Source organism: Ruegeria sp. BG5, assembly GCF_056538425.1.
Map to the genome: position 1 here is coordinate 176,609 of NZ_JBQFTC010000007.1, position 20,349 is coordinate 196,957.

20 protein-coding genes are annotated in these 20,349 nt (G+C 59.9%); 11 read left to right on the forward strand and 9 right to left on the reverse strand.

The window, feature by feature from the left end; all coding sequences use genetic code 11:
• Positions 1-10 precede the first annotated feature (10 nt).
• Together ACR0KX_RS18530 and ACR0KX_RS18535 are read right to left on the reverse strand one after the other, a co-directional pair.
• A complete protein-coding gene (locus ACR0KX_RS18530; RefSeq protein WP_170523723.1) occupies positions 11-439 on the reverse strand; it encodes an SRPBCC family protein in 429 nt (142 codons plus the stop codon).
• Complete coding sequence (locus tag ACR0KX_RS18535) at positions 427-756, reverse strand: metalloregulator ArsR/SmtB family transcription factor (protein ID WP_170624675.1); 330 nt, start codon at positions 754-756, stop codon at positions 427-429. The genes ACR0KX_RS18530 and ACR0KX_RS18535 overlap by 13 nt, the downstream gene beginning before the upstream one ends.
• A 185-nt stretch (positions 757-941) precedes the next feature.
• Here ACR0KX_RS18535 and ACR0KX_RS18540 point away from each other — a divergent pair, with 185 nt between their 5' ends.
• Both ACR0KX_RS18540 and ACR0KX_RS18545 read left to right on the forward strand, forming a co-directional pair.
• On the forward strand, positions 942-1,364 hold the full coding sequence (locus ACR0KX_RS18540; protein ID WP_480708672.1) for a hypothetical protein: 423 nt from the start codon (positions 942-944) through the stop codon (positions 1,362-1,364).
• Between the two features lie 18 nt (positions 1,365-1,382).
• On the forward strand, positions 1,383-3,704 hold the full coding sequence (locus ACR0KX_RS18545; RefSeq protein ID WP_170624678.1) for a caspase family protein: 2,322 nt from the start codon (positions 1,383-1,385) through the stop codon (positions 3,702-3,704).
• Between the two features lie 6 nt (positions 3,705-3,710).
• On the opposite strand, the gene serB is transcribed toward ACR0KX_RS18545, so the two are convergent.
• Positions 3,711-4,586 (reverse strand): phosphoserine phosphatase SerB, encoded by an 876-nt coding sequence (gene serB, locus ACR0KX_RS18550; RefSeq protein WP_480708673.1) that lies wholly within the window; start codon positions 4,584-4,586, stop codon positions 3,711-3,713.
• 157 nt (positions 4,587-4,743) lie between these two features.
• Between serB and ACR0KX_RS18555 the strand changes: the two genes are divergently transcribed.
• Entirely contained in the window at positions 4,744-6,261 is a 1,518-nt protein-coding gene (locus ACR0KX_RS18555) for a malonate--CoA ligase (RefSeq protein WP_480708674.1), read from the forward strand.
• Here the strand turns inward: ACR0KX_RS18555 and ACR0KX_RS18560 are convergent.
• From ACR0KX_RS18560 to ACR0KX_RS18580, 5 genes are all read right to left on the reverse strand, one after another.
• Complete coding sequence (locus ACR0KX_RS18560; RefSeq protein ID WP_170455367.1) at positions 6,251-6,985, reverse strand: metallophosphoesterase family protein; 735 nt, start codon at positions 6,983-6,985, stop codon at positions 6,251-6,253. The two genes, ACR0KX_RS18555 and ACR0KX_RS18560, sit on opposite strands and share 11 nt — an antisense overlap.
• 221 nt (positions 6,986-7,206) lie before the next feature.
• On the reverse strand, positions 7,207-8,802 hold the full coding sequence (gene serA / locus ACR0KX_RS18565; protein WP_480708675.1) for a phosphoglycerate dehydrogenase: 1,596 nt from the start codon (positions 8,800-8,802) through the stop codon (positions 7,207-7,209).
• A gap of 96 nt (positions 8,803-8,898) precedes the next feature.
• Positions 8,899-10,053, reverse strand: a complete 1,155-nt coding sequence (locus ACR0KX_RS18570) for a phosphoserine transaminase (RefSeq protein WP_480708676.1) — start codon at positions 10,051-10,053, stop codon at positions 8,899-8,901.
• Positions 10,054-10,212: 159 nt separating this feature from the next.
• Positions 10,213-11,310, reverse strand: a complete 1,098-nt coding sequence (locus ACR0KX_RS18575; protein ID WP_480708677.1) for a Gfo/Idh/MocA family protein — start codon at positions 11,308-11,310, stop codon at positions 10,213-10,215.
• A gap of 12 nt (positions 11,311-11,322) precedes the next feature.
• Entirely contained in the window at positions 11,323-12,033 is a 711-nt protein-coding gene (locus tag ACR0KX_RS18580) for a GntR family transcriptional regulator (protein WP_480708678.1), read from the reverse strand.
• Positions 12,034-12,139: 106 nt separating this feature from the next.
• Here ACR0KX_RS18580 and ACR0KX_RS18585 point away from each other — a divergent pair, with 106 nt between their 5' ends.
• The 7 genes from ACR0KX_RS18585 to ACR0KX_RS18615 all read left to right on the forward strand — a co-directional run bounded on the left by ACR0KX_RS18585 (position 12,140) and on the right by ACR0KX_RS18615 (position 18,494).
• Positions 12,140-13,294, forward strand: coding sequence for an LLM class flavin-dependent oxidoreductase (locus tag ACR0KX_RS18585; protein ID WP_170624691.1), 1,155 nt, complete (start codon positions 12,140-12,142; stop codon positions 13,292-13,294).
• A complete protein-coding gene (locus ACR0KX_RS18590; RefSeq protein WP_170455379.1) occupies positions 13,294-14,184 on the forward strand; it encodes an aldo/keto reductase in 891 nt (296 codons plus the stop codon). Before ACR0KX_RS18585 ends, ACR0KX_RS18590 begins: the two co-directional genes overlap by 1 nt.
• Positions 14,184-14,699 carry a flavin reductase family protein gene (locus tag ACR0KX_RS18595; protein ID WP_480708679.1) on the forward strand — a complete coding sequence of 172 codons (516 nt, stop codon included), beginning with the start codon at positions 14,184-14,186 and terminating at the stop codon, positions 14,697-14,699. Before ACR0KX_RS18590 ends, ACR0KX_RS18595 begins: the two co-directional genes overlap by 1 nt.
• Before the next feature lie 53 nt (positions 14,700-14,752).
• Complete coding sequence (locus tag ACR0KX_RS18600) at positions 14,753-15,340, forward strand: TRAP transporter small permease subunit (protein ID WP_170624695.1); 588 nt, start codon at positions 14,753-14,755, stop codon at positions 15,338-15,340.
• Complete coding sequence (locus ACR0KX_RS18605; RefSeq protein ID WP_170378746.1) at positions 15,341-16,630, forward strand: TRAP transporter large permease; 1,290 nt, start codon at positions 15,341-15,343, stop codon at positions 16,628-16,630. It begins immediately after the preceding gene.
• 20 nt (positions 16,631-16,650) lie between these two features.
• Entirely contained in the window at positions 16,651-17,718 is a 1,068-nt protein-coding gene (dctP, locus tag ACR0KX_RS18610; protein WP_480708680.1) for a TRAP transporter substrate-binding protein DctP, read from the forward strand.
• A 71-nt stretch (positions 17,719-17,789) separates the two neighbouring features.
• Positions 17,790-18,494 (forward strand): phytanoyl-CoA dioxygenase family protein, encoded by a 705-nt coding sequence (locus ACR0KX_RS18615; protein WP_480708681.1) that lies wholly within the window; start codon positions 17,790-17,792, stop codon positions 18,492-18,494.
• Between the two features lie 4 nt (positions 18,495-18,498).
• Here ACR0KX_RS18615 and ACR0KX_RS18620 read toward each other — a convergent pair whose 3' ends face one another.
• Entirely contained in the window at positions 18,499-18,969 is a 471-nt protein-coding gene (locus tag ACR0KX_RS18620) for a tetratricopeptide repeat protein (protein WP_480708682.1), read from the reverse strand.
• Positions 18,970-18,984: 15 nt separating this feature from the next.
• Between ACR0KX_RS18620 and ACR0KX_RS18625 the strand changes: the two genes are divergently transcribed.
• On the forward strand, positions 18,985-20,253 hold the full coding sequence (locus ACR0KX_RS18625; protein ID WP_170455418.1) for a cytochrome c peroxidase: 1,269 nt from the start codon (positions 18,985-18,987) through the stop codon (positions 20,251-20,253).
• Positions 20,254-20,349: the final 96 nt, after the last annotated feature.

The following is a 20,349-nucleotide window of genomic DNA, read 5'->3' on the forward strand; positions in this document are numbered from 1 at the left end:
TGATGAAAACCTATGTGCACAGCGCTTCGAGTTTGCGCAGTGAAGATGTCCAGCCCATGTTGTGGTTCTCGGCAGCTTCCGCATCGACCAGTTCCCGGTGATCCACCACAAGGCGCGAACCGGTTTCGGTTGCCGTGACGGCAAAGGTCACGTGACTTTCTGCGCCGCGCTGATCCTGATCGTCATGCCAGGCCCAGGTGAACCCAACAGATTTGGGCGGGTCGACATGGGTGACATGGCCCGAGACCTTGTATTGCTGGCCCTCGCTGTTTTCCATCACCGAAAACCACGGACCCGTGCGCGAGAAATCCAGATTGTGCTGAGGCACATGCATCCCCTCGGGGCCCCACCATTGCAACAGCTTCGCGCCGTTGGTGACCCAGGCAAACAGCGTTTCGGGGTCGACGGGAAACTCCCGCTCGAGCTTCAGGTCGGCCATGAGTTTTCCCTTTCCAATATGTCGCCCAGGCGATCCAGACTGCTTTCCCAGAACTGGCGCTTCGAGATCGTCCAGTCAGCAATCGCGCGCAGCCCCTCGGGGCGGATCGAATACATGCGCTGTGTGCCCTGCACCCGCTGCTGTACCAGCCCCGCCGCGCGCAGCACTTTCAAATGGCGCGAAATCGCGGCACCGGACATGCCCTTGCCCTTGGTCAACTCGCCTGCGGGCATCTCTCCGGCCTCCATCAATTGCTCAACAATCGCGAAACGGGTCGCGTCGGACAGGGCGGAGAAGGTGGTGAGAAGCGTGTTCATGATCAATATTTAACACATACGTTAAATTAAGGGAAGCTCAAAGCGACTGTGTGAACTCGGTCACGTTCTGCACCTTAAGTGTTTCAAAAACCGCTATAATTCACTGATAGACAGACATAATGTCTGCGAACTATAATCAAATATGCGAGTTTCGTGTTTTATGTAAGTTGTTAAGGAGTTTTGAAATGCGCCGTACGACCGTTTCAGCATTTGCTGTTCTGACAGTCGCCCTTTCCGGATGTGGGACAGTTTGGTCTCAGGAAGAGCCGGTTGATACCTCAGGCGAGGCGACGCAGTCAGCCGTCGCAGCAACGCCGGCTTCGGCGACGTCGTCGGGAAGCTCTGGCACGTCTTCAACATCCCTGGCCGGTGAAGAACGCGGCGGCGAAGGCGGTTCGAGCGGCGGAGGATCAGGCGGTGGTTCCGGTGGCGGCTCGGGTGGTTCATCGGGCGGTAGCTCGGGCGGTTCATCGGGCGGTTCGTCAGGTAGCAGCTCGGGCGGATCTTCCGGTGGCAGCTCCGGCGGTTCATCGGGCGCTGGCTCGGGTGGTTCGTCAGGTGGCAGCTCCGGTACCGGTGGCAGCAGCGGCGGCGGCTGGGGCACGTGATCTGAAAGGGTCTTAACAATGGCACAGCAAGCGTTGAAGCAACGACTTGGTCGCTTGCTGGCTGCATCGGCTTTCCTGTTACTGAACACACATGCTCTGAGCGCGCAGACCAGCCAAGCATCGTCACCGGCCAACCGCATCGCAATTGTGATTGGCAATCAGGATTACGAAAGCGTTGGCGACCTGACCAATGCCCGCAAGGATGCCGAAGATATTGCGGCCATGCTGCGGGATTTCGACTTCCGCGTGTACGACGGCTATGACCTGAGCAAGCAGGAATTTGAAGCGCTGATCCGAACGGCGGTGCTGAACATCCCACCCTCAGCCGATGTGCTGTTTTATTACGCGGGTCATGGCATTCAGATCGGCCGCAGAAACTACCTGCTACCGGTCGATGCCAAGTTCGAAACCATCTACGACGTCCCGCTGGCAACCATGACGCTGGACCGCGTGATCGATACCCTGTCGGCGCGCAGCGCGGCCCATGTCGCCATATTGGATTCGTGTCGCGACAATCCATTTCAGGATCTCCGACTTGCCGCGGATCTGGATGCAAACCTGTTCGAAACCCGCGAAGGGTTTGATGTCTTCAAGACGCCCCTGAACTCACTTGTTGCGTACTCCACGTCACCCGGTGCGGTGGCGAGTGATGGCGCGCAGGGTCAGAACAGCCCCTATACTGCTGCCGTTCTGGCTACGGCTGCATCTTCGCCGTTTGAGAACATTCAGCAGCTTTTCCCTGTCATTCGCGAACAGGTTCACGCCAAAACGGCGGGTCAGCAGATTCCTTGGGAAAGCTCGACGCTGGTACGCCCGTTCTATCTGGCACAACAAACCGCCGAGCCCACACCCCCACCTGCCGAGGCAGAAGAAGCCGCACCACAATCGGTGGCTCTCAGCTATCAGTTCGACAAGTCGATCCCATTGCTGCGAAGCCTGGAACAGGCATTGGGAACCGAAATTCTCGACCTGCAGGTGATTGAAAACCCGACCCGTGGCGCTGTCAGTTTCAGCGATCAATCCACGGCCAGTGACGTCCAATACGCCCCCGAGATTTCTGACGCGCGCGCTGTCGAAGTCGGCAACGCTGACTTCAAAGATACCTTTTCGGTTCAGGTGCTGACACAAGACCAAAAACAGCAGACGGTCGACGTGTCCCTGGATCTGGAAATGAACGCCTGTGATCTTGAGGCCGGAGATGCGCTGGACATCAATGGCGTCGGCGTGTTCCGCCTGCCGAACGAATTGGACATCTCAAAAGGGTTGGCAGCCTGCACACAGGCCGTTCAGGACGATCCCGATAATCCGCGCTTCCTATATCAGCTTGGGCGCATCCAACAGGCATCAGGTGACGTGCCCGCCGCTTATGAGAGCATCTCGGCAGCCGAAGCCGGGGGGCACATCCGCGCCAAATATGCGTTGGCGAGTTTGTTGAAAACCCAGCGGATTGACCGCGCCGTGACCAAAACCCCCTATGACCCCGAACGTGCCCGCGAACTTTTGGAACAGGGTGCAGTTCAGCGCGACCCGTATTCCATGCACAGCCTTGGTCAGGATTTACTGCGCAATGGCACAACACCGGAAGAGAAAAAGCGCGGGTTCGAGTTGTTGGAGCGTTCAGTTGAGTTGGGCCATACCTTCTCGATGAACGAGTTGGGCATCTATTATCTGCGTCCGAACTCGGACCACTACATCCCCGAACGCGGGCTGCGCTATCTGCGCGCCTCGGAACTGCGCAAGGATATCTATGGGTACGACAACCTTGCCTATGTCTCGCTGGAAGGGCTTGGTGGAAACCCTGTCGATTTCGCAAAGGCCGAGGCCTATTTTCGTGCCGCCTCTGACGGCGGGCATCCGACCGCTCCGGCCAGCATCGCCCGTATGATCCTGCGCGACCAGTTGCCGGGACGAACCCGCGCCGAGGCTTTGCAGTGGTACGATACATCGCTGGAACGCGGTGACGCATGGGGCGGCGCCAACGGGGCTTACATCATTCTGGATGGTCAGGTGCCGGGGCGCGGCCCTGCCGATGCGGCGCTGCGGGCGGCCAAAGCCGCGTTGCTGGCCAACGAAGAACCCGCCGCACAGGCGATGGGTCAGTTGGACGGGATATCCAAGGCTGATCTGGACCGGGCCCTGCAAATGGCCCTGAACGAGGTCGGAGAGAGTGTCGCCGTTGACGGCCAGGTCGGCCCCGCCACGCTGGCCGCGCTGGAAAGCGCCAGTGCCCGGTTCGGGGTTCCTGTGTCCTACGCGTCGACAAATGACCCCAAAGCGCGCTTGCTGCTGGCGGCCAGAGTGTATTGGGCCAAAAACCCGGTGCGTTTCGATCTGTTCTAGGGGTGATCAGCCCCGAAACTCGGCCTTCCTGTAGCCCTGCAGATACAGCAGCGCGGTCAGATCACCGTGGTTGATCCGCACGTCACATTCCGCCGCGACCGAGGGTTTGGCGTGCAGCGCAACTCCGGTTCCGGCGCGGTGCAACATGCCCAGATCATTGGCCCCGTCCCCCACCGCGATCACATCCGCCTCGGCCAAACCGAGTTTGTGGGTGATCCGTTCCAGCGACTCGACCTTGGCTTGCCGACCCAGGATCGGACGTCCGACATCGCCGGTCAGGCGTCCGTCTTCGGCCAGCAGCGTGTTGGCGCGGTTTTCGTCAAACCCCAACAATTCGGCCACACGCGCGGTGAAGGCGGTGAACCCGCCTGACACCAATGCCGCATAACCGCCATTTGCCCGCATGGTAGAAACCAGTTCGCGCCCGCCGGGCATCAGGGTGATCCGGGTGTTGAGCACCTGATCGATCACCGCCTCGTCCAGCCCTTTCAGCAGACCGACCCGTTCGATCAGGGCCCCTTCGAAATCCAACTCGCCATTCATGGCGCGCGCTGTAATGTCCTTGACGCGTTCGCCCACACCGGCCTCATCAGCCAGTTCGTCGATGCATTCCTGCTGAATCATGGTGCTGTCCATATCGGCCAGCAGCATCTTTTTGCGTCGCCCCTCGGACGGTTGCACAACCAGATCGACGCCCATCTGCTGCAAGTCCGCCCAAACATCCCAGCGATTGTCCGGCATGTCCGGCACGGCAAATTCTGCCGCCTCGTCGGGGTTCAGCCAGACAATTTCGGCACCGCCCCAGGCGTTTCGCAGCGACTCGACCAGAGCCGGGTCCAGCGACGGTGCGGCTGGGTTGGTAAGCAATGTGGCAACAAACATATCGTATCTCCGGCAAGCTGCCATGCGCATATCGCAGGTGCAGCATATGCACCAGAGCGGGATTGGAAAACGCCCGTAAAATATATCGCAAACGGGGCTTTACCACCCCACATTTCCACGACAGATTCAGCGCAGGCAGCTGGGAAAGGAATACGGGATGGGCAACCCGCTTTATGATCGCTTGTTTGGGATTCACGCGGGGAAAGACACGGCGTTTCTGCATCTGCCCGACGGGCGCACAATCACCCATGCCGCGTTTCTGGATATGGCGGCGCGGATCGCCAACGCGCTGACAGGGTATGGGCTGGAACCCGGCGATCGCGTCGCCGTTCAGGTCGAGAAATCGCCTGAGATGCTGGCGCTATATGCGGCCTGCGCGCAGGCGGGGCTGATCTTTCTGCCTTTGAACACCGCCTACAAAACAGCCGAGCTGACCTATTTCATCGAAAACAGCGGGGCCGCTTTGGTCGTCTGCGATGCGGCCAGTGAGGCGGAACTGATCCCAATTGCACAGGCTCAGAACGCCCGGCTGGAAACGCTGAACGCCGATGGCTCGGGCAGTCTGATGCGTCGGGCTTTGGGCATGTTACCGGCCTTCGAACCGGTTCACCGGACCGAGGATGATCTGGCCGCATTCCTATACACCTCTGGCACCACCGGACGCTCAAAGGGGGCGATGCTGACACAGGCGAACCTGCTATCAAACGCCGATACGCTGGTGCGGGAGTGGCGGTTCACGCGCGAAGATGTGCTGTTGCACGCGCTGCCGATCTTTCACACGCACGGGCTGTTTGTGGCAACGAATGTGATCCTCGCCTCGGGCGGGTCGATGATCTTTCTGCCGAAGTTTGATCTGGACGACATGCTGCGCCTGATGCCACAGGTGACATCGATGATGGGCGTGCCCACCTTCTACACGCGCCTGCTGGGCGACGCGCGCTTCACCGGTGATCTGACCCGACATATGCGGCTGTTCATCTCGGGCTCAGCCCCCCTGCTGGCCGAAACCCATGAGACATTCGAGGCCCGCACAGGCCACCGCATCCTTGAACGCTATGGCATGACCGAGACCAACATGAGCACCTCGAACCCCTATGACGGTGAACGCCGCGCGGGCACGGTCGGGTTTCCTCTGCCGGATGTCGAACTAAAAGTGACCGATCCCGAAACCGGAGAGACCCTGCCGCAGGGTGAGATCGGCATGATCGAGGTGCGCGGCCCAAACGTCTTCAGCGGCTACTGGCAGATGCCTGAAAAAACCGCCGCCGAACTGCGCGAGGATGGCTTCTTCATCACCGGCGATCTGGGCCGCGTGGATGAGGATGGCTATGTCCACATCGTCGGACGCGGCAAAGACCTGATCATCTCGGGCGGGTTCAACATCTACCCCAAAGAGCTTGAACTGCTGCTGGACGATCAGGCCGGCGTGTTGGAAAGCGCCGTGATCGGCGTGCCGCACCCGGATTTTGGTGAAACGGTTCTGGGCATCATCGTACCCTTGCCCGGCCAGTCACCGGACCTGACCGCAATCATGGCCTCGGTTCAGAACGACCTCGCCCGATTCAAACACCCGCGCGAGCTGATCCTGATGGACGCCCTGCCGCGCAATACGATGGGCAAGGTGCAGAAAAACACGCTGCGCGAGCAATTCAGGGATCGGTTCGTCAAACGCTAGGGGTCAGCGGGACACGGCCGTTTTCGGTCAGCAACCAGCAGTCGCGGCCCTCGAAAACCGCAGGAACCAACGGTCGGCCCATCCCGGCTCCGCCATCCAGATTGATCCGGTTGCCACGATGCTCGGCCCGATGGGCGGGTGTGTGCCCGTGCACGATCAGACAGGGATGCGGGCGCGGATCGTCCAGAAACTCGCCCCGTATCCAGACCAGATCCTCTTCGGTTTGATCCGCCAAGGGGACGCCGGGTCGAATGCCTGCATGGGCAAAGAACACCTCGCCTTCCTGATGATGTGTCACAAGGCTGTTCAGAAAGTCGATATGAGCCTGCGGCACGACATCGTGCACCCGCTCAAGCAGCCGGAAGATACGGTCTTCTTCCGTGAACTCCACACCGTAAGACGCCAAAGTCTCGGCCCCGCCCAAGCGGTGATGTAGCCAGTGTTCCCCGACGCGCAGTTTGGCCTCGGCGGTGGAGCCATCCTGCAGGAAACGGGCAAACATCCGGTCATGATTGCCCAGCAGAAAGACCCAGTTGCGCCCGGCGCGGTGTTCCGCAGCCAAAAGGTCCAGAACCGCGCGACTATCCGGACCGCGATCCACATAATCACCCAGAAACACCACGCGGGCGTCTGACCCTCCGTCGCGCTCGATCCGGTCAAGCGCCTGTTGCAGCATCTCAAACTGGCCGTGAATATCGCCAATTACGTAAACGGGGGATGGCATCAGGTGCCCTCGTACAGATTGAATATCTGGCTTGTTGCGCAAATCTTCGGGCGGGAAAAGAAAATACCCGCGCCTTGGGGGGCGCGGGCAGGAATTGTCTCAGAAATTCAACACTTAAAGCGTTTCGGATTTTACATGCACCACTATTCGACACGAATGTCCCGAGAACGCCGCAGGCGTGGCAGGGCATTCGTGTCTCAGGTTAAACCCGAAACGCTTCTTTAGGCGACATCGAACTCCAGCGGCTTGATCTGTGTGAACAGACCCGTCTCTGCCAGCTTGGCGCGGGCCTCAGCCGGAACAGGTTCGTCGACGTAAAGCAGCGCAATGGCCTCGCCGCCTGCCTCGGACCGGCCAAGGGTAAAGTTCGCGATGTTGACGTCGTTCTCACCCATGGTTTGACCTAGCGCACCGATGATGCCCGGAACATCTTCGTTGGTGGTATACAGCATATGCGCGCCCACCTCGGCATCGATGTTGATGCCCTTGATCTGGATGAAACGCGGCTTGCCATCGCTGAACACGGTGCCCCCGATGGAACGCTCGCGCTTTTCGGTCACCACGGTCACTTTGATATAACCTTCGAACGCGCCCGATTTGTCCTGATTGGTAGTCGAAATCTGAATACCACGTTCACGGGCCACAACCGGGGCCGAGACCATGTTCACCTCGGGGTTGAACTTCTTCATGATCCCCGCCACGACCGAGCAGTTCAGCGCCGCAAGGTTCATCCCGGCGGCGACACCGTCATAGAGGATGTTGATCGCTTTGATCGGCTCATCCGTCATCTGGCCGATAAAGCTACCCAGATGACCTGCCAGCTTGATCCACGGGCCCATCACCTTGGCTTCTTCCGCCGTCACGCTGGGCATGTTCAGGGCGTTTTCCACGGCACCGGTCAGCAAATAGTTCGAGATCTGCTCGGCCACCTGCAGCGCCACGTTTTCCTGCGCTTCGGTCGTGGCCGCGCCCAGATGCGGCGTGCAGACCACGTTGGGCAGGTTGAACAGGGCGTTTTCCTTGGCCGGTTCCTCGCTGAACACGTCAAAGGCCGCGCCTGCGACCTGACCGGATTGCAGCGCCTCGGCCAGCGCCTCTTCGTCCACAAGGCCGCCACGGGCACAGTTGATGATCCGAACGCCCTTCTTGGTTTTGGCAAGGTTCTCGCGGCTCAGAATGTTGCGGGTCTGATCGGTCAGCGGCACGTGCAGGGTGATGAAATCGGCGCGGGCCAGAAGCTCGTCCAGCTCGACCTTTTCGACACCCATCTTGGCCGCTTTCTCTTCGCCCAGATAGGGATCATAGGCGACGACCTTCATCTTCAGGCCAAGCGCGCGTTCGCAGACGATGCCGCCGATGTTCCCCGCCCCGATCACGCCGAGGGTCTTGTTGGTCAGCTCGATCCCCATGAACTTGGACTTTTCCCACTTGCCCGCATGGGTCGAGGTGCTGGCCTCGGGGATCTGCCGCGCCACGGCGAACATCATCGCAATCGCATGTTCGGCGGTGGTGATCATGTTGCCAAAGGGCGTGTTCATCACGATCACGCCTTTTTTTGACGCGGCATCCTTGTCGATATTGTCGGTGCCGATCCCGGCACGACCAATGACTTTCAGCTTGTCGGCTTTTTCCAGTATGGTCGGCGTGACCTTGGTGGCCGAGCGGATCGCTAGGCCGTCATACTGACCGATCACCTCGGCCAGCTTGTCTTTGTCCTTGCCCAGATCGGGCATGAAATCCACGTCGATGCCACGGTCGCGGAAAATCTGCAGGGCGGTTTCGCTGAGCTTGTCGGATACGAGTACTTTGGGGGCCATATCTCTGGTCCTTTGAAGAAGTCTTGGGATGGCGGGCTGAAGCCCGCCCAACATTTCAGTTCTGCGTAGGCCGGGCTTCAGCCCGGCACGGGGACGTCAGGCAGCTTCCGCTTGCGCCGCGATCTCGGCCTCAAAGGCCCAGGCCAGCCACGGCAGCATCGCCTCGATATCCGAGGTCTCGACCGTGCCGCCGCACCAGATGCGCAAACCCGCAGGCGCGTCGCGATAGGCCCCGATATCCAGCGCGATATTCTCGGCCTCCAACCGTTTGGCCACGGCCTTGGCGAATGCGGCCCCGTCCTGAATACGGGCATCGGTGAATTTCAGACAGACAGACGTGTTTGACTGCGTCGCCGCATCCTCAGCCAGATTGGCGATCCAGTTGTTCTGCTCACAGAACGCGTGTACCGCACCGGCATTGGCATCCGCGCGGGCGATCAGCCCCTGCAACCCACCAACCGAGCGCGCCCAATCCAGCGCAAACAGGTAATCCTCGACCGCCAGCATCGACGGCGTGTTGATCGTGGCACCAGTGAAGATACCCTCGATCAGCTTGCCACCCTTGGTCAGGCGGAAAATCTTGGGCAGCGGCCATGCGGGCGTATAGCTTTCCAGCCGTTCCACCGCGCGGGGGCTGAGGATCAGCATCCCGTGGGCCGCCTCGCCACCCAGCACTTTCTGCCAGCTGAAGGTGGTCACATCCAGCTTGTCCCAGGGCAGGTCCATCGCAAAGGCCGCCGAGGTCGCATCGCAGATCGTCAGACCCCGACGGTCATCGGCAATCCAGTCGCCATTCGGCACCCGCACGCCCGAAGTTGTGCCGTTCCACGTGAACACCACATCATTGGCGAAATCGACCGAGGCGAGATCAACGATCTCCCCGTACTCAGCCGTTTTCACTTCAGCGTCGATCTTCAGCTGCTTGACCACATCCGTAACCCAACCGGCACCAAAGCTTTCCCACGCCAGCATCTCGACCTTGCGTTCGCCCAGCAGCGACCACAGCGCCATCTCGACCGCGCCGGTGTCCGAGGCGGGAACGATGCCAATCTTGTAATCCGCCGGAATGCCCAGAATTTCACGCGTGCCTTCGATGGCCGCTTTCAGCTTGTCCTTGCCAACAGCGGCACGGTGCGAGCGACCCAGCGCGGCATCGGCCAGTTTGGTCAGATCAAATGTGGGGGGTTTGGCGCAGGGGCCCGAGGAAAAACGCGGATTAGCCGGCCGCGTCGCCGGTTTATTGGTGCTCATGTGTATTACCCTTCCAGATACACGCCCCTCGTTGGGGAGGGGTGTCCCACGGGCAGAGCTATTGCCTGCTCAACCGCTCAGCAAGCGGAAAAGACCTCTCCGATGCCAAAAACGACATCGGGAATCGCGTATATCGGGAACACAGGTTTCCTATCGGCATCACGGATCGAAGCGAACGGCCTCGCCTGTGCTCAGCGCCTGCTGCGCCGCCAGCCCCATGCGCACAGCCCATAGACCGTCTTGCAGCGTCACATCCGGCTGGGCGCGTTGGCCACGCAACAGTTCCAGAAACCCCTGATGCTGATAGAAGGTCGATCCGTTGTGATCCCCTGCGGCCAGCAATTTCGGATCGACCGGAATGTCGGTCGAAATCGGCCCCTTCGGATCGCGCGGGCTGACGATCACCTGCGGCACCGGCGGTTCGCCCAGATGATCAGGCCAGAACCGGCCCGGTCCGGGGACCAGCGCCTCGATCTTGGCCTTGGGGCCAATGGCCGAGACCTCTTCCTGATAGCGTGAGCCTTCGGCGAACATGCACAGTTCCAGCATCGCCCGCACCCCGTTGGCGAAATCGACCAGCACATATCCGTGATCCAGAATATCCGGCGTTTCGCCGCTGTAGTCTTCATCCAGATGGTTCACGGCCTGCCCTCCGCTTGCGGTGATCCGCACCGGATCCGCGCGCAGGATCAGGCGCATCAGGTCGAAGAAGTGACAGCATTTTTCGACAAAAGTGCCGCCGGTATTGCGATTGAACCGGTTCCAGTTGCCGACCTTGCCCAGAAACGGAAACCGATGTTCGCGGATCGACAGCATCTGAACGCCGCCGGTCACATCCGTCTGATCAATCAGCGCCGCGATTGGGGGCATATAGCGATACTCCATCGCCACCCAGATCGGATGGGGGTAGTCGCGCTGAACCTGCTCAAGCCGGGCGACATCCTGCGGATCGGTGAACAACGGCTTTTCCACCAACAGCGGCAAGGGACGCGTGGCTGCGATTTCGCAAATCTGATCCACATGCAGGTGGTTCGGGCTGGCGATGACGAGGCAATCCAGATCCTCGACCGCCAGCAGCTCTTGCACAGACGTCACCATGACCGCATCCGGCGCAATGGTTTGCGCCGCTTTGGCCATGTCCGGATCAGGTTCGTAGATCGCCGCAACCCGCGTGCCTTCTAAAAAAGCGATATTGTGCAGATGCTCCTGCCCCATCATGCCGCATCCGATCAGCCCGTAATGGATGGTCCGGGTCATGCGCGTTTCCTTTTACTTCAGACGTTGGACATAGGTGGCCCGATCCGGATCGAACCATGTTTTTGAAAACTCGACGGGTTCGGCCTTTTCCGACCAACTGAACCGCTCGATATACCCCACCGTTTCACCGGCGGGTTTGGTGAAGGTCTCGGGCGTCCAGTCGGGCAGCGACCCGACCGAAACCCTGTCTTCGGCTCTCGTGATCCAGAACCCAAGCTGGTTCTGATAATAACGATAGAGCGAGTCCGACAGCAGGCTGCGATCGATCCGACCGGCTGATTCGTCCAGCCAGATCTCTTCAACCGCGATGATTGTGTCATTCAGATAGCGCATCCGCCGCACGCGCGAGCCCCGGCTTGATGCCCCGAATTGGGGCAGATCGGCGGGCTTTTCCACTTGATCCACGGACAGAATATCCGCACGCGGCAAGCCCCCGCCTTCGGGCAGTTCCAGCCGGAACATCGCATAGACGCTGTTTTGCGTTCCGGTCTCGCGCACATAGTTGCCCGAGCCCTGTATCCGCTCCAGCATCCCTTTTTTCTCAAGCTCGGCGAGCGATTTTCGCAGCGTCCCGACCGAGACCTGAAGCTCAGCCGCCATGTCCCGTTCGGGTGGCAGGCGTTCCCCATCGATCAGCCGACCGGCGGCAATTTCGCGGATCAGAAGTTCTGCGATCTGAACATAGATCGGCAATGCGTTGGGGTTTCGGCTGTTCGGGGGCACGTTCGGGCGCTTCTTTCAGTCGCAGGAAAAATTGATACACTATTGATCTACATCAATGTGCTTGCTACGCAAGAGGAAAGTCAAAGATGTACGGAGCGTGAATCAAATGAGCGTCGTCCCCATCACATCCCCCGATCTGGATGCGGCCGAAGTCTCGTGGTTTGCAGCGCTGTGCTCGGACGATTACCAATTTCTGGGCGTGCCTGATGGCGACCTGCGGTCCAGCTGGGACCACTGTTCCGGCATCGTGAAAGAGGCCGAGGCACAGGGGTTCCGTAACATCCTGTGCCCCTCGTCCTATCAGGTCGGTCAGGACACGCTGAGTTTTGTCGCAGGTTGCGCGCCGATCACCGACCGGATCAACCTGCTGGCCGCCGTACGCTGTGGTGAGATGCAGCCAATCATGCTGGCCCGCACCATCGCCACGCTCGATCACATGCTGAAAGGGCGGCTGACGGTCAACATCATCTCATCAGACTTCCCGGGCGAGAAAGCCGATAGCGCGTTCCGCTACCAACGCTCGCGCGAGGTTGTCGAGATTCTGAAACAGGCCTGGACGCGGGATGAGATCAATCACGCGGGTCAGGTCTATAACTTCTCAGGCCTGACCACCGACCCCGCCAAGCCCTATCAGACCGGCGGCCCGCTGCTGTATTTCGGCGGCTACTCCCCGTCTGCCTTGGACCTGTGTGGCGAACATTGCGACGTCTACCTGATGTGGCCTGAAACCAAGGAGCAATTGGCCGAACGAATGAAGGCCGTTCACGCAGTTGCCGAGAACTACAACCGCACGCTGGATTACGGCCTGCGGGTCCACATGATCGTCCGCGACACCGAGGCCGAGGCGCAGGAATACGCCGACTACATCGTCTCGAAACTGGATGATGAGTATGGCCGCGCGATCCGCGAACGGGCGCTGGACGCGACCTCGCTGGGAGTGGCGCATCAATCCAAGAACCGCGATCTGGCGGATGAATATGGCTATGTCGAACCCGGACTGTGGACCGGTGTCGGGCGCGCACGCTCGGGCTGCGGTGCGGCGCTGGTCGGGTCGACCGATCAGGTCATGACCAAGATCGAGGAATACCAGAAGATGGGCATCCGCGCCTTCATCTTCTCGGGCTATCCGCACATGGACGAGGCCAGGCACTTTGGCGCCCGCGTGATGCCCAACCTGAAAACCTGCTCGCTGCCCGAAGCCTATGGGCGCGTGCCTGCAACACCCCCGGCGACCCCGCTGGGCAACGGAGTTCGTCGCTGATGCAACGTGTGAAACTATCCGACACGCTGGAGCTAAGCCGTCTGGTCTATGGCATGTGGCGGCTGGGCGATGACAGCGACACGTCCGTGGGCCATGTCGAGGCCAAGATACAAGCTTGTCTGGATCAGGGCATTACCACATTCGATCAGGCCGATATCTATGGCGGATACGCGGCCGAGGCGGTTCTGGGCAACGCGCTGCGCGCCAACCCCAGCCTGCGCAAGCGGATGGAAATCGTCACCAAGTGCGACATCATCGCGCCGATGGGCCGGTATGCGGATGCCAAGGTCAAGTATTACGACACCTCGCGCGCGCATATCCTGAAGTCCGTCGATACCTCTCTGTCGGAAATGGCGATTGACCATATCGACCTGCTGCTGATCCACCGCCCCGACCCGTTCATGGACCACCACGAAACCGGTGCCGCACTGGATGAGGTTGTCGCCAGCGGCAAGGTCGGCGCGGTCGGCGTGTCGAATTTCCGCCCATGGGACTGGTCTCTGCTGCAATCGGCGATGAAAACGCAACTGGTCACCAACCAGATCGAGATCTCTCTGGGAGAGATCAGCCCCTTCACCAACGGCGATCTGGCCTTTCACCAGCAGCATGGGCAACCGATCATGGCATGGTCGCCTCTGGGCGGCGGTCTTCTGATGGCCGGAAACCCGCCCGTCGGTGTCGTCGCGGACGAGATCGCAGCCGCGTTCGGCGTGGATCGTGCCGCCGTTGCTGTGGCCTTCCTGTTGGCCCATCCCGCAAACATCCTGCCGGTTCTGGGCACCAATAACCTGAGCCGCATCAAAACCATCTCGGACGCTCTGAAAGTCAATCTGGATCGTGAAAGCTGGTATCGCCTCTATGAGGCGGCACTGGGGCATGAGGTACCATGATGAACGCCATCTCAAAGGACATGACCCGCACATTCGTTCCCCACAAGGACGACACCCGCACCCTGCGCGACGCCTTTGGCCGCTTTGCCACGGGCGTCACCATCGTGACCTGCGACAGCGCGGATGGCCCGGTCTGCATAACCGCCAACAGCTTTTCGTCCCTGTCACTGGACCCGCCGCTGATCATGTGGGCGGGCGACCGTAACTCGCGCCGCTTCCCCTATTTTCACAAGGCCCGCCATTTCAGCGTGCATGTGCTGTCGGCGGAACAGGCCGAACTGTGCTTTGGCTGCTCGAAAGACGCCTTTGCCCTGCGCGACATTGCGCATGAGCGCTGCACGAACGGAACGCCGCTGCTGTCGGATTGCCTGGCGCGGTTCGAATGCGAACAACATGCGTATCACGATGCGGGCGATCACGTTATTGTCGTAGGAAAAGTTCTTAAGGTCAGCATGGCGGATGGAGACGCGCTGACCTTTTACGCCGGGAAACTCGGCCAATTCGCGAAAACCTAAACGCGATCTGACGACCGTGGGACAAACCCGCGGCTGAACAAGGGAGGATCCGCATGGGCGGACTGGCATCGGCGTTAGCGCCGATTGCATTCGTGAACGAAACCGCGCTGCGTCTGGGCCGCGTGGTTGGTGTCGTTGCGATTGCACTCATGGTGATCGCAATTCTGATACAGGTGTTCTTTCGATACGTTCTGGGCAACGCGCTGCCCTGGCCGGATGAGGCCGCGCGCTTTTGCATGTTGTGGATGACCGGCCTGATGGCCCCCACCGCCTTTCGGCGTGGCGGTTTTGTGGCCATCGACATGCTGCAAAGGTTTTTGCCACGCGTCATCGGCCAATCGCTCAACCTGTTCCTGTTGCTGATCTCGCTCGCCGTGCTGCTGGTCGCGGTCAACATTGGCTGGTCCGAAGTCACCGGCTTTGGCGGCAAATTCGCCACCGCGGCACTGTATCTGCCCACCTCATTCGGGTTCGACGAATGGTACCGCATCCCGCGCAGTTGGATGATGGCCTCGCTGCTTGTTGGGGTCATCCTCCTGATCTCCGTGAATATCGAACTGATCCTGCGGTCGTTCATCACTCTGCTGGGCGGGGGTCACCTGTTGCCTGAAATTCCTGACGCGGCAGTGGGGGCCGAATAAATGCTGATCTGGTTCCTACCCACCTTCCTGATTTTCCTGCTGATCGGTCTGCCGGTCTTTTTCGCATTGCTGGCCGCGCCCGGCATCTTGCTATGGCTGAACGGCCAGACCAACGACATTACGCTGCTTTATCGCAATGTCTACAATGGCATGGACAGCTTTCCGTTGATGGCGATCCCTTTCTTCATGCTGGCCGGAGAGTTGATGAACCGCGGCGGCATCACCATCCGACTTGTCGAGTTTTCGCAGGCCCTGATGGGTCACCTGCGCGGCGGTTTGGCCCATGTGAACGTGCTGAGTTCCATCCTGTTCGCAGGCCTTTCGGGCTCGGCGGTGGCTGACACGTCGGCGCTTGGGTCGATGCTGATCCCGGCGATGGAGAAACAGGGCTATACCCGCAAATTCGCCGCCGCGATCACAGCGGCCAGTTCGGTGATCGGGCCGATCATCCCGCCTTCAGGGATCATGATCATCTATGCCTATGTGATGGGCGAAAGCGTCGCCGCGCTGTTCCTTGCAGGTATCGTGCCCGGTGTGATGGTTGGCGTCGGCCTTATGCTGATGATCAAACTCATGGCCGACCGCTACGACTTCCCCGTTGCCAGCCGCAAATACACATGGCCCGAGCGGCGTCAGGCCAGCCTGAAAGCCTTCTTCCCATTGATGACCCCGGTGATCATTCTGGGCGGCATCTTGGGCGGTATCTTCACACCAACCGAGGCCGCCGCCGTCGCCGTGGGATACGCCTTCATCATCGGCTTCTTTGTCCTGCGCACGCTGACGTGGAAAGAGGTGCCCGAGGTGCTTAGCAACGCAGGCATGACCTCAGCCGTCGTCCTGCTGCTGGTTGGGGCCGCGATGGCGTTCAAGACGGTCGTCAGCCTCAGCCATGCGCCGGAGCAACTGGCTTCGCTGATCCTCAGCCTTTCGGAAAACCCGCTGATACTGCTGTTCCTGATCAACCTGCTGCTGTTCATCGTCGGCATGTTTTTGGACGCCGGCCCCGCGATCATCATCCTTGGGCCCATCCTTGGCCCGATCTTTACCAGCCTCGGCGTCGACCCGATCCATTTCGCCATCATCATGAGCGTCAACCTGACCGTTGGCCTCGCCACCCCGCCGATGGGCCTGGTCCTGTTCGTGGCCGCCGCCGTGTCCCGCGAACGGGTCGAAACCATCGCCAAGGCGATCCTGCCGTTCCTGGCGGTCGAAATCATCGTGATCTTTCTGATCACCTATATCCCCGCACTATCCATGACGATCCCGAGGATAACGGGATTTGCCAACTGAGTATCACAGGGAGGAAACGCATGCTCAGAGACTTCATCAAAACCGCAGCGGTGGCCACATCGCTTGTGGCCGCGTCCGCCATGGCAGCCACGGCCGCCGACTACACGCTGCGCGCCACTGCCAATTCGAACGAAAATGACGAGGATTATGACGGCCTGATCGTCTTCAAAAACTATGTCGAGGCCGCCTCGAACGGTGCGATCGAGGTCGAGCTGTTTATCGGCACCCAGCTGTGTTCGAACGGGGCCGAGTGCTTACAAGGTGTGGCCGAAGGTCAGATCGACATCGTCATCCAGACCTCGAGTGGCACGTCAGGTATCTTCCCCTTCGTTCAGGTGCTGGACTTGCCCTATCTGATGTCGGATGACCGCGTGGCCGAAGCGGCGCTGGCCAACGGCTCTTCCTTCGTGACAAAAATGCAAGAGATGGTCGCCGAAAACTCGGGCGGCGCATTGCGCCTGATGACCATCGGCAATACCGGCGGCTGGCGTAACTTTGCCAATACTCAACGCCGCGTCCAGAACCCTGGCGATATGGAAGGGTTGAAAATTCGGACAGTTGTCGCTGACTTGCCGCAGGAGCTGGTCAAAGCACTTGGCGCAGCCCCGACGCCGATCCCGTGGCCGGAACTGTTCACCTCGTTCCAGACCGGCGTAGTTGAAGGGTCCAAGAACGGCATCACCGACATCATGAGCATGAAGTTCCCCGATGCCGGTCTGAAATACATCACGCTGGACGGGCACGCATACATGGGTGCGTTGTGGTTCATGAACAACGAAAAGTTCATGTCGATGCCGCCTGAGCTGCGCAATGTCATCGTCGATGGGTTCTATCAGCTGCAGCAGGCCACATTCGCCTCGCCCAAGCGCAAGTCAATCCAGGCTTATGAGGAATTCGTGGCCGAAGGTGGCGATCTTTATGTGCCGACACCGGAAGAGAAGGCCGCATTCAAGGAAGCCGCTGCACCTGTCTATGATTGGTTCAAGGCTAATGTCGATGGCGGAGAAACAGCCTTTGACGCTTTGACTGCTGCTGTTGCCGAAGCTGAAGCCGAGATTGCAGCGACCCGCGCAGCCGAAACGCAGTAAAGCGGTCTGACAAGAGAACCTTGCGCGCGGCCCCGTCGCGCGCAAACCTGCCCCTCGCCGGAGAAACTCTGATGCTCGACCAAACCGATGCATTTCGCCGCCAAGGTTACCTCGTCTTCGAAAATGCGCTCAGCCCGGAAGACCTGCAGATGCTGCGCGGCACCTGCGACACGCTTCTGGAGGAGCCTGCCCATGATGGCGGCGGCAATGTGCACAAAATCGGGCTAGGCAATGCGCGCCGCTTTCTGCGCCATCGCCATGCCGAGTTCCCGTCGCTAGAGGACTTCTTGCTCGGCCCCAAGATCGCCGAAATCATCAGCGCCTGCGGAATCGAAGACCCGATGCTGTTCAACGAGCAGTTTGTGGTCAAAGGCGCAGGCAAAGGCGCGAGTTTCGCCTGGCACCAAGACGGTGCCTATGTCGGCTTTGATCACACGCCCTATCTGACCGTCTGGATCGCAGTGGATGATGCAACCGAAGAGAACGGGTGCGTTTATATCCTGCCGCGTGACCTTGACGCCGAGCCCGGTCTGGACCGGCATGAATGGCAGGATGAAAGCAACGAACTTAACGGGTATTTCGGCGAGGATACAGGCACTCCGATGACCTGCAAGGCGGGCACGATCGTGGCCTTTTCCAGCCTTACGCTTCACAGTTCAGGGGCGAACACAACCGACAGCCCGCGACGGGCCTTTGTGTGCCAATACTCCTCAGGCCCGATCATCGACCCCGAAACCCACGCCCCAAAACGGTTTGCGAAAGCGTTGCGGGTTTGATCCATCATCTGAAAGGGTACATCCACCCTTTGTAATCATTGACCAGAATATGCGCCCTTTCGATCTGCTCCGGCGACATTTTCTTGACCACTTCCTCAAGGCTGATCGCCGCGTCGGGATCGCCTCCAATCGCGCTGAGCGTATACCACATGTAAGCCCGCACCAGATCGGGCGCGGGCATGCCCAATCCCAGCTCATAGTACCATCCGACCCCCGACTGCGCCCCCGGATGCCCCTTCATCGACGCGCGAAGATACCATTCAAACGCGCGTTCATAGTCCTGCTCGACCCCAAGACCCAGCCCGTACATCACACCGATCAGTTCCTCGGCCTCGGCATTGCCCGACCGGGCGGCGGGCAACAGTTCCTCGCGCGCGGACTCAAACTCCCCCGCCTCCATCAGATCGCGCGCCTGTTCCAATTCGGCTATCGCAGGGTTCGCAAGCAGGCAAAGGGCAAATACAAGCTGGCGCATGGGGTTGTGTTCCTTTTGGCCGGGACTGCTGCGGCACAGGATTTACCGCGCCCGCTGACCGATGATGACTTCATCCCCTTTGATATGGAACAGGCCGCCATCGGTCATCAATTGTTTTATGATCCGATCCTGTCGGGCAACCGGAACATATCCTGCGCCCACTGCCACCACCCGGATTTCGGCACATCAGACGGGTTGTCGCTGGGTATTGGCGAGGGTGGTCAGGGTCTGGGGCCGGACCGCACACCCGGCATCGGAGCAGACAAGATCCGCAAACGCATCCCACGCAATTCGCCGGGGCTGTGGAACCTTGGCGCGCGCGAGCTTGATACTGTCTTCCACGATGGTCGGCTGAGCATTTCTGATGTCTACGGCAACGGCTTCAACTCACCCGCGCAGGAATGGCTGCCCGAGGGGCTGAACTCTCTGCTCGCCGCACAGGCGCTGTTCCCCCTGACATCGCAATTCGAAATGGCGGGGAATGTCGGCGAAAATCAGGTGACCGGGGCCGTCGCTGACCGGATCGATCTGGGCTGGCCCATTCTGGCCAAACGCGTCCGTACCGATCCGCGATACGGTCCCGCGATGATAAAGGCATTCGACGAGGTCCAAAGCACCCAAGACATCACGATCACCCAGATTGCCAACGCTCTGGCTGCTTTCATGGCCATCGAATGGCGCAGCACCGACAGCCCGTTCGACCAATATCTGGCTGGCGACCCCAATGCCCTTACCAAAGTTCAGAAAGACGGCATGACGTTGTTTTACGGCAAGGCAAACTGTTCGACCTGCCATTCCGGACCGCTGATGACCGATCAGCAATTCCACGCTTTGGGTTTGCCCCCGTTTGGCCCCGGCCGCACCCGCCAATGGGACCCTTACGCCCGCGACGTGGGCCGTATGGGCGAAAGCAACCGGATCGAGGACGCCTATCGCTTCCGCACCCCAATGCTGCGAAACGTCGCCCTGACCGCGCCTTACGGCCATAACGGCGCCTTCCCGGACCTTGAAAGCATGATCCGCCACCATTTGGACCCAAAGACCAGCTTGGCGAACTGGACACCCGCCATGGCGGCTTTGCCTCAGGTTCCCTGGCTACAGAAGGCAGACTTCGTTGTCTGGCAGGATCGTTTCGAAATGCAACGTGTGCGCAACACAATCGATATCTCCTCGGTCGCGCTAACCGATGCAGAAATCGACGCCCTCGTCGCATTTCTGAATGCACTGACCGGGACGAGCGTGGACACGCCGCCTTTCGGCGTTCCAAAAGGGTTCGAACCCTAAAGAAAACCCCCCGCCTTTTTGTGGCGGGGGGTTTGTTGTTATTCAGCTGCGTCTTTGTATGCGTCCATTGGGGGGCATGTGCAGACGAGGTTTCGG

What these genes read in the sequence shown, in the direction of transcription:
- ACR0KX_RS18590 (WP_170455379.1), top strand. Translation starts at nt 13,294, where the DNA reads ATGCAACGTGTGAAACTATCCGACACGCTGGAGCTAAGCCGTCTGGTC.
- ACR0KX_RS18585 (WP_170624691.1), top strand. Translation starts at nt 12,140, where the DNA reads ATGAGCGTCGTCCCCATCACATCCCCCGATCTGGATGCGGCCGAAGTC.
- ACR0KX_RS18555 (WP_480708674.1), top strand. Translation starts at nt 4,744, where the DNA reads ATGGGCAACCCGCTTTATGATCGCTTGTTTGGGATTCACGCGGGGAAA.
- dctP (WP_480708680.1), top strand. Translation starts at nt 16,651, where the DNA reads ATGCTCAGAGACTTCATCAAAACCGCAGCGGTGGCCACATCGCTTGTG.
- serA (WP_480708675.1), bottom strand. Translation starts at nt 8,802, where the DNA reads ATGGCCCCCAAAGTACTCGTATCCGACAAGCTCAGCGAAACCGCCCTG.
- ACR0KX_RS18530 (WP_170523723.1), bottom strand. Translation starts at nt 439, where the DNA reads ATGGCCGACCTGAAGCTCGAGCGGGAGTTTCCCGTCGACCCCGAAACG.
- ACR0KX_RS18615 (WP_480708681.1), top strand. Translation starts at nt 17,790, where the DNA reads ATGCTCGACCAAACCGATGCATTTCGCCGCCAAGGTTACCTCGTCTTC.
- ACR0KX_RS18535 (WP_170624675.1), bottom strand. Translation starts at nt 756, where the DNA reads ATGAACACGCTTCTCACCACCTTCTCCGCCCTGTCCGACGCGACCCGT.
- ACR0KX_RS18605 (WP_170378746.1), top strand. Translation starts at nt 15,341, where the DNA reads ATGCTGATCTGGTTCCTACCCACCTTCCTGATTTTCCTGCTGATCGGT.
- ACR0KX_RS18620 (WP_480708682.1), bottom strand. Translation starts at nt 18,969, where the DNA reads ATGCGCCAGCTTGTATTTGCCCTTTGCCTGCTTGCGAACCCTGCGATA.
- ACR0KX_RS18540 (WP_480708672.1), top strand. Translation starts at nt 942, where the DNA reads ATGCGCCGTACGACCGTTTCAGCATTTGCTGTTCTGACAGTCGCCCTT.
- ACR0KX_RS18560 (WP_170455367.1), bottom strand. Translation starts at nt 6,985, where the DNA reads ATGCCATCCCCCGTTTACGTAATTGGCGATATTCACGGCCAGTTTGAG.
- ACR0KX_RS18570 (WP_480708676.1), bottom strand. Translation starts at nt 10,053, where the DNA reads ATGAGCACCAATAAACCGGCGACGCGGCCGGCTAATCCGCGTTTTTCC.
- serB (WP_480708673.1), bottom strand. Translation starts at nt 4,586, where the DNA reads ATGTTTGTTGCCACATTGCTTACCAACCCAGCCGCACCGTCGCTGGAC.
- ACR0KX_RS18545 (WP_170624678.1), top strand. Translation starts at nt 1,383, where the DNA reads ATGGCACAGCAAGCGTTGAAGCAACGACTTGGTCGCTTGCTGGCTGCA.
- ACR0KX_RS18595 (WP_480708679.1), top strand. Translation starts at nt 14,184, where the DNA reads ATGAACGCCATCTCAAAGGACATGACCCGCACATTCGTTCCCCACAAG.
- ACR0KX_RS18600 (WP_170624695.1), top strand. Translation starts at nt 14,753, where the DNA reads ATGGGCGGACTGGCATCGGCGTTAGCGCCGATTGCATTCGTGAACGAA.
- ACR0KX_RS18575 (WP_480708677.1), bottom strand. Translation starts at nt 11,310, where the DNA reads ATGACCCGGACCATCCATTACGGGCTGATCGGATGCGGCATGATGGGG.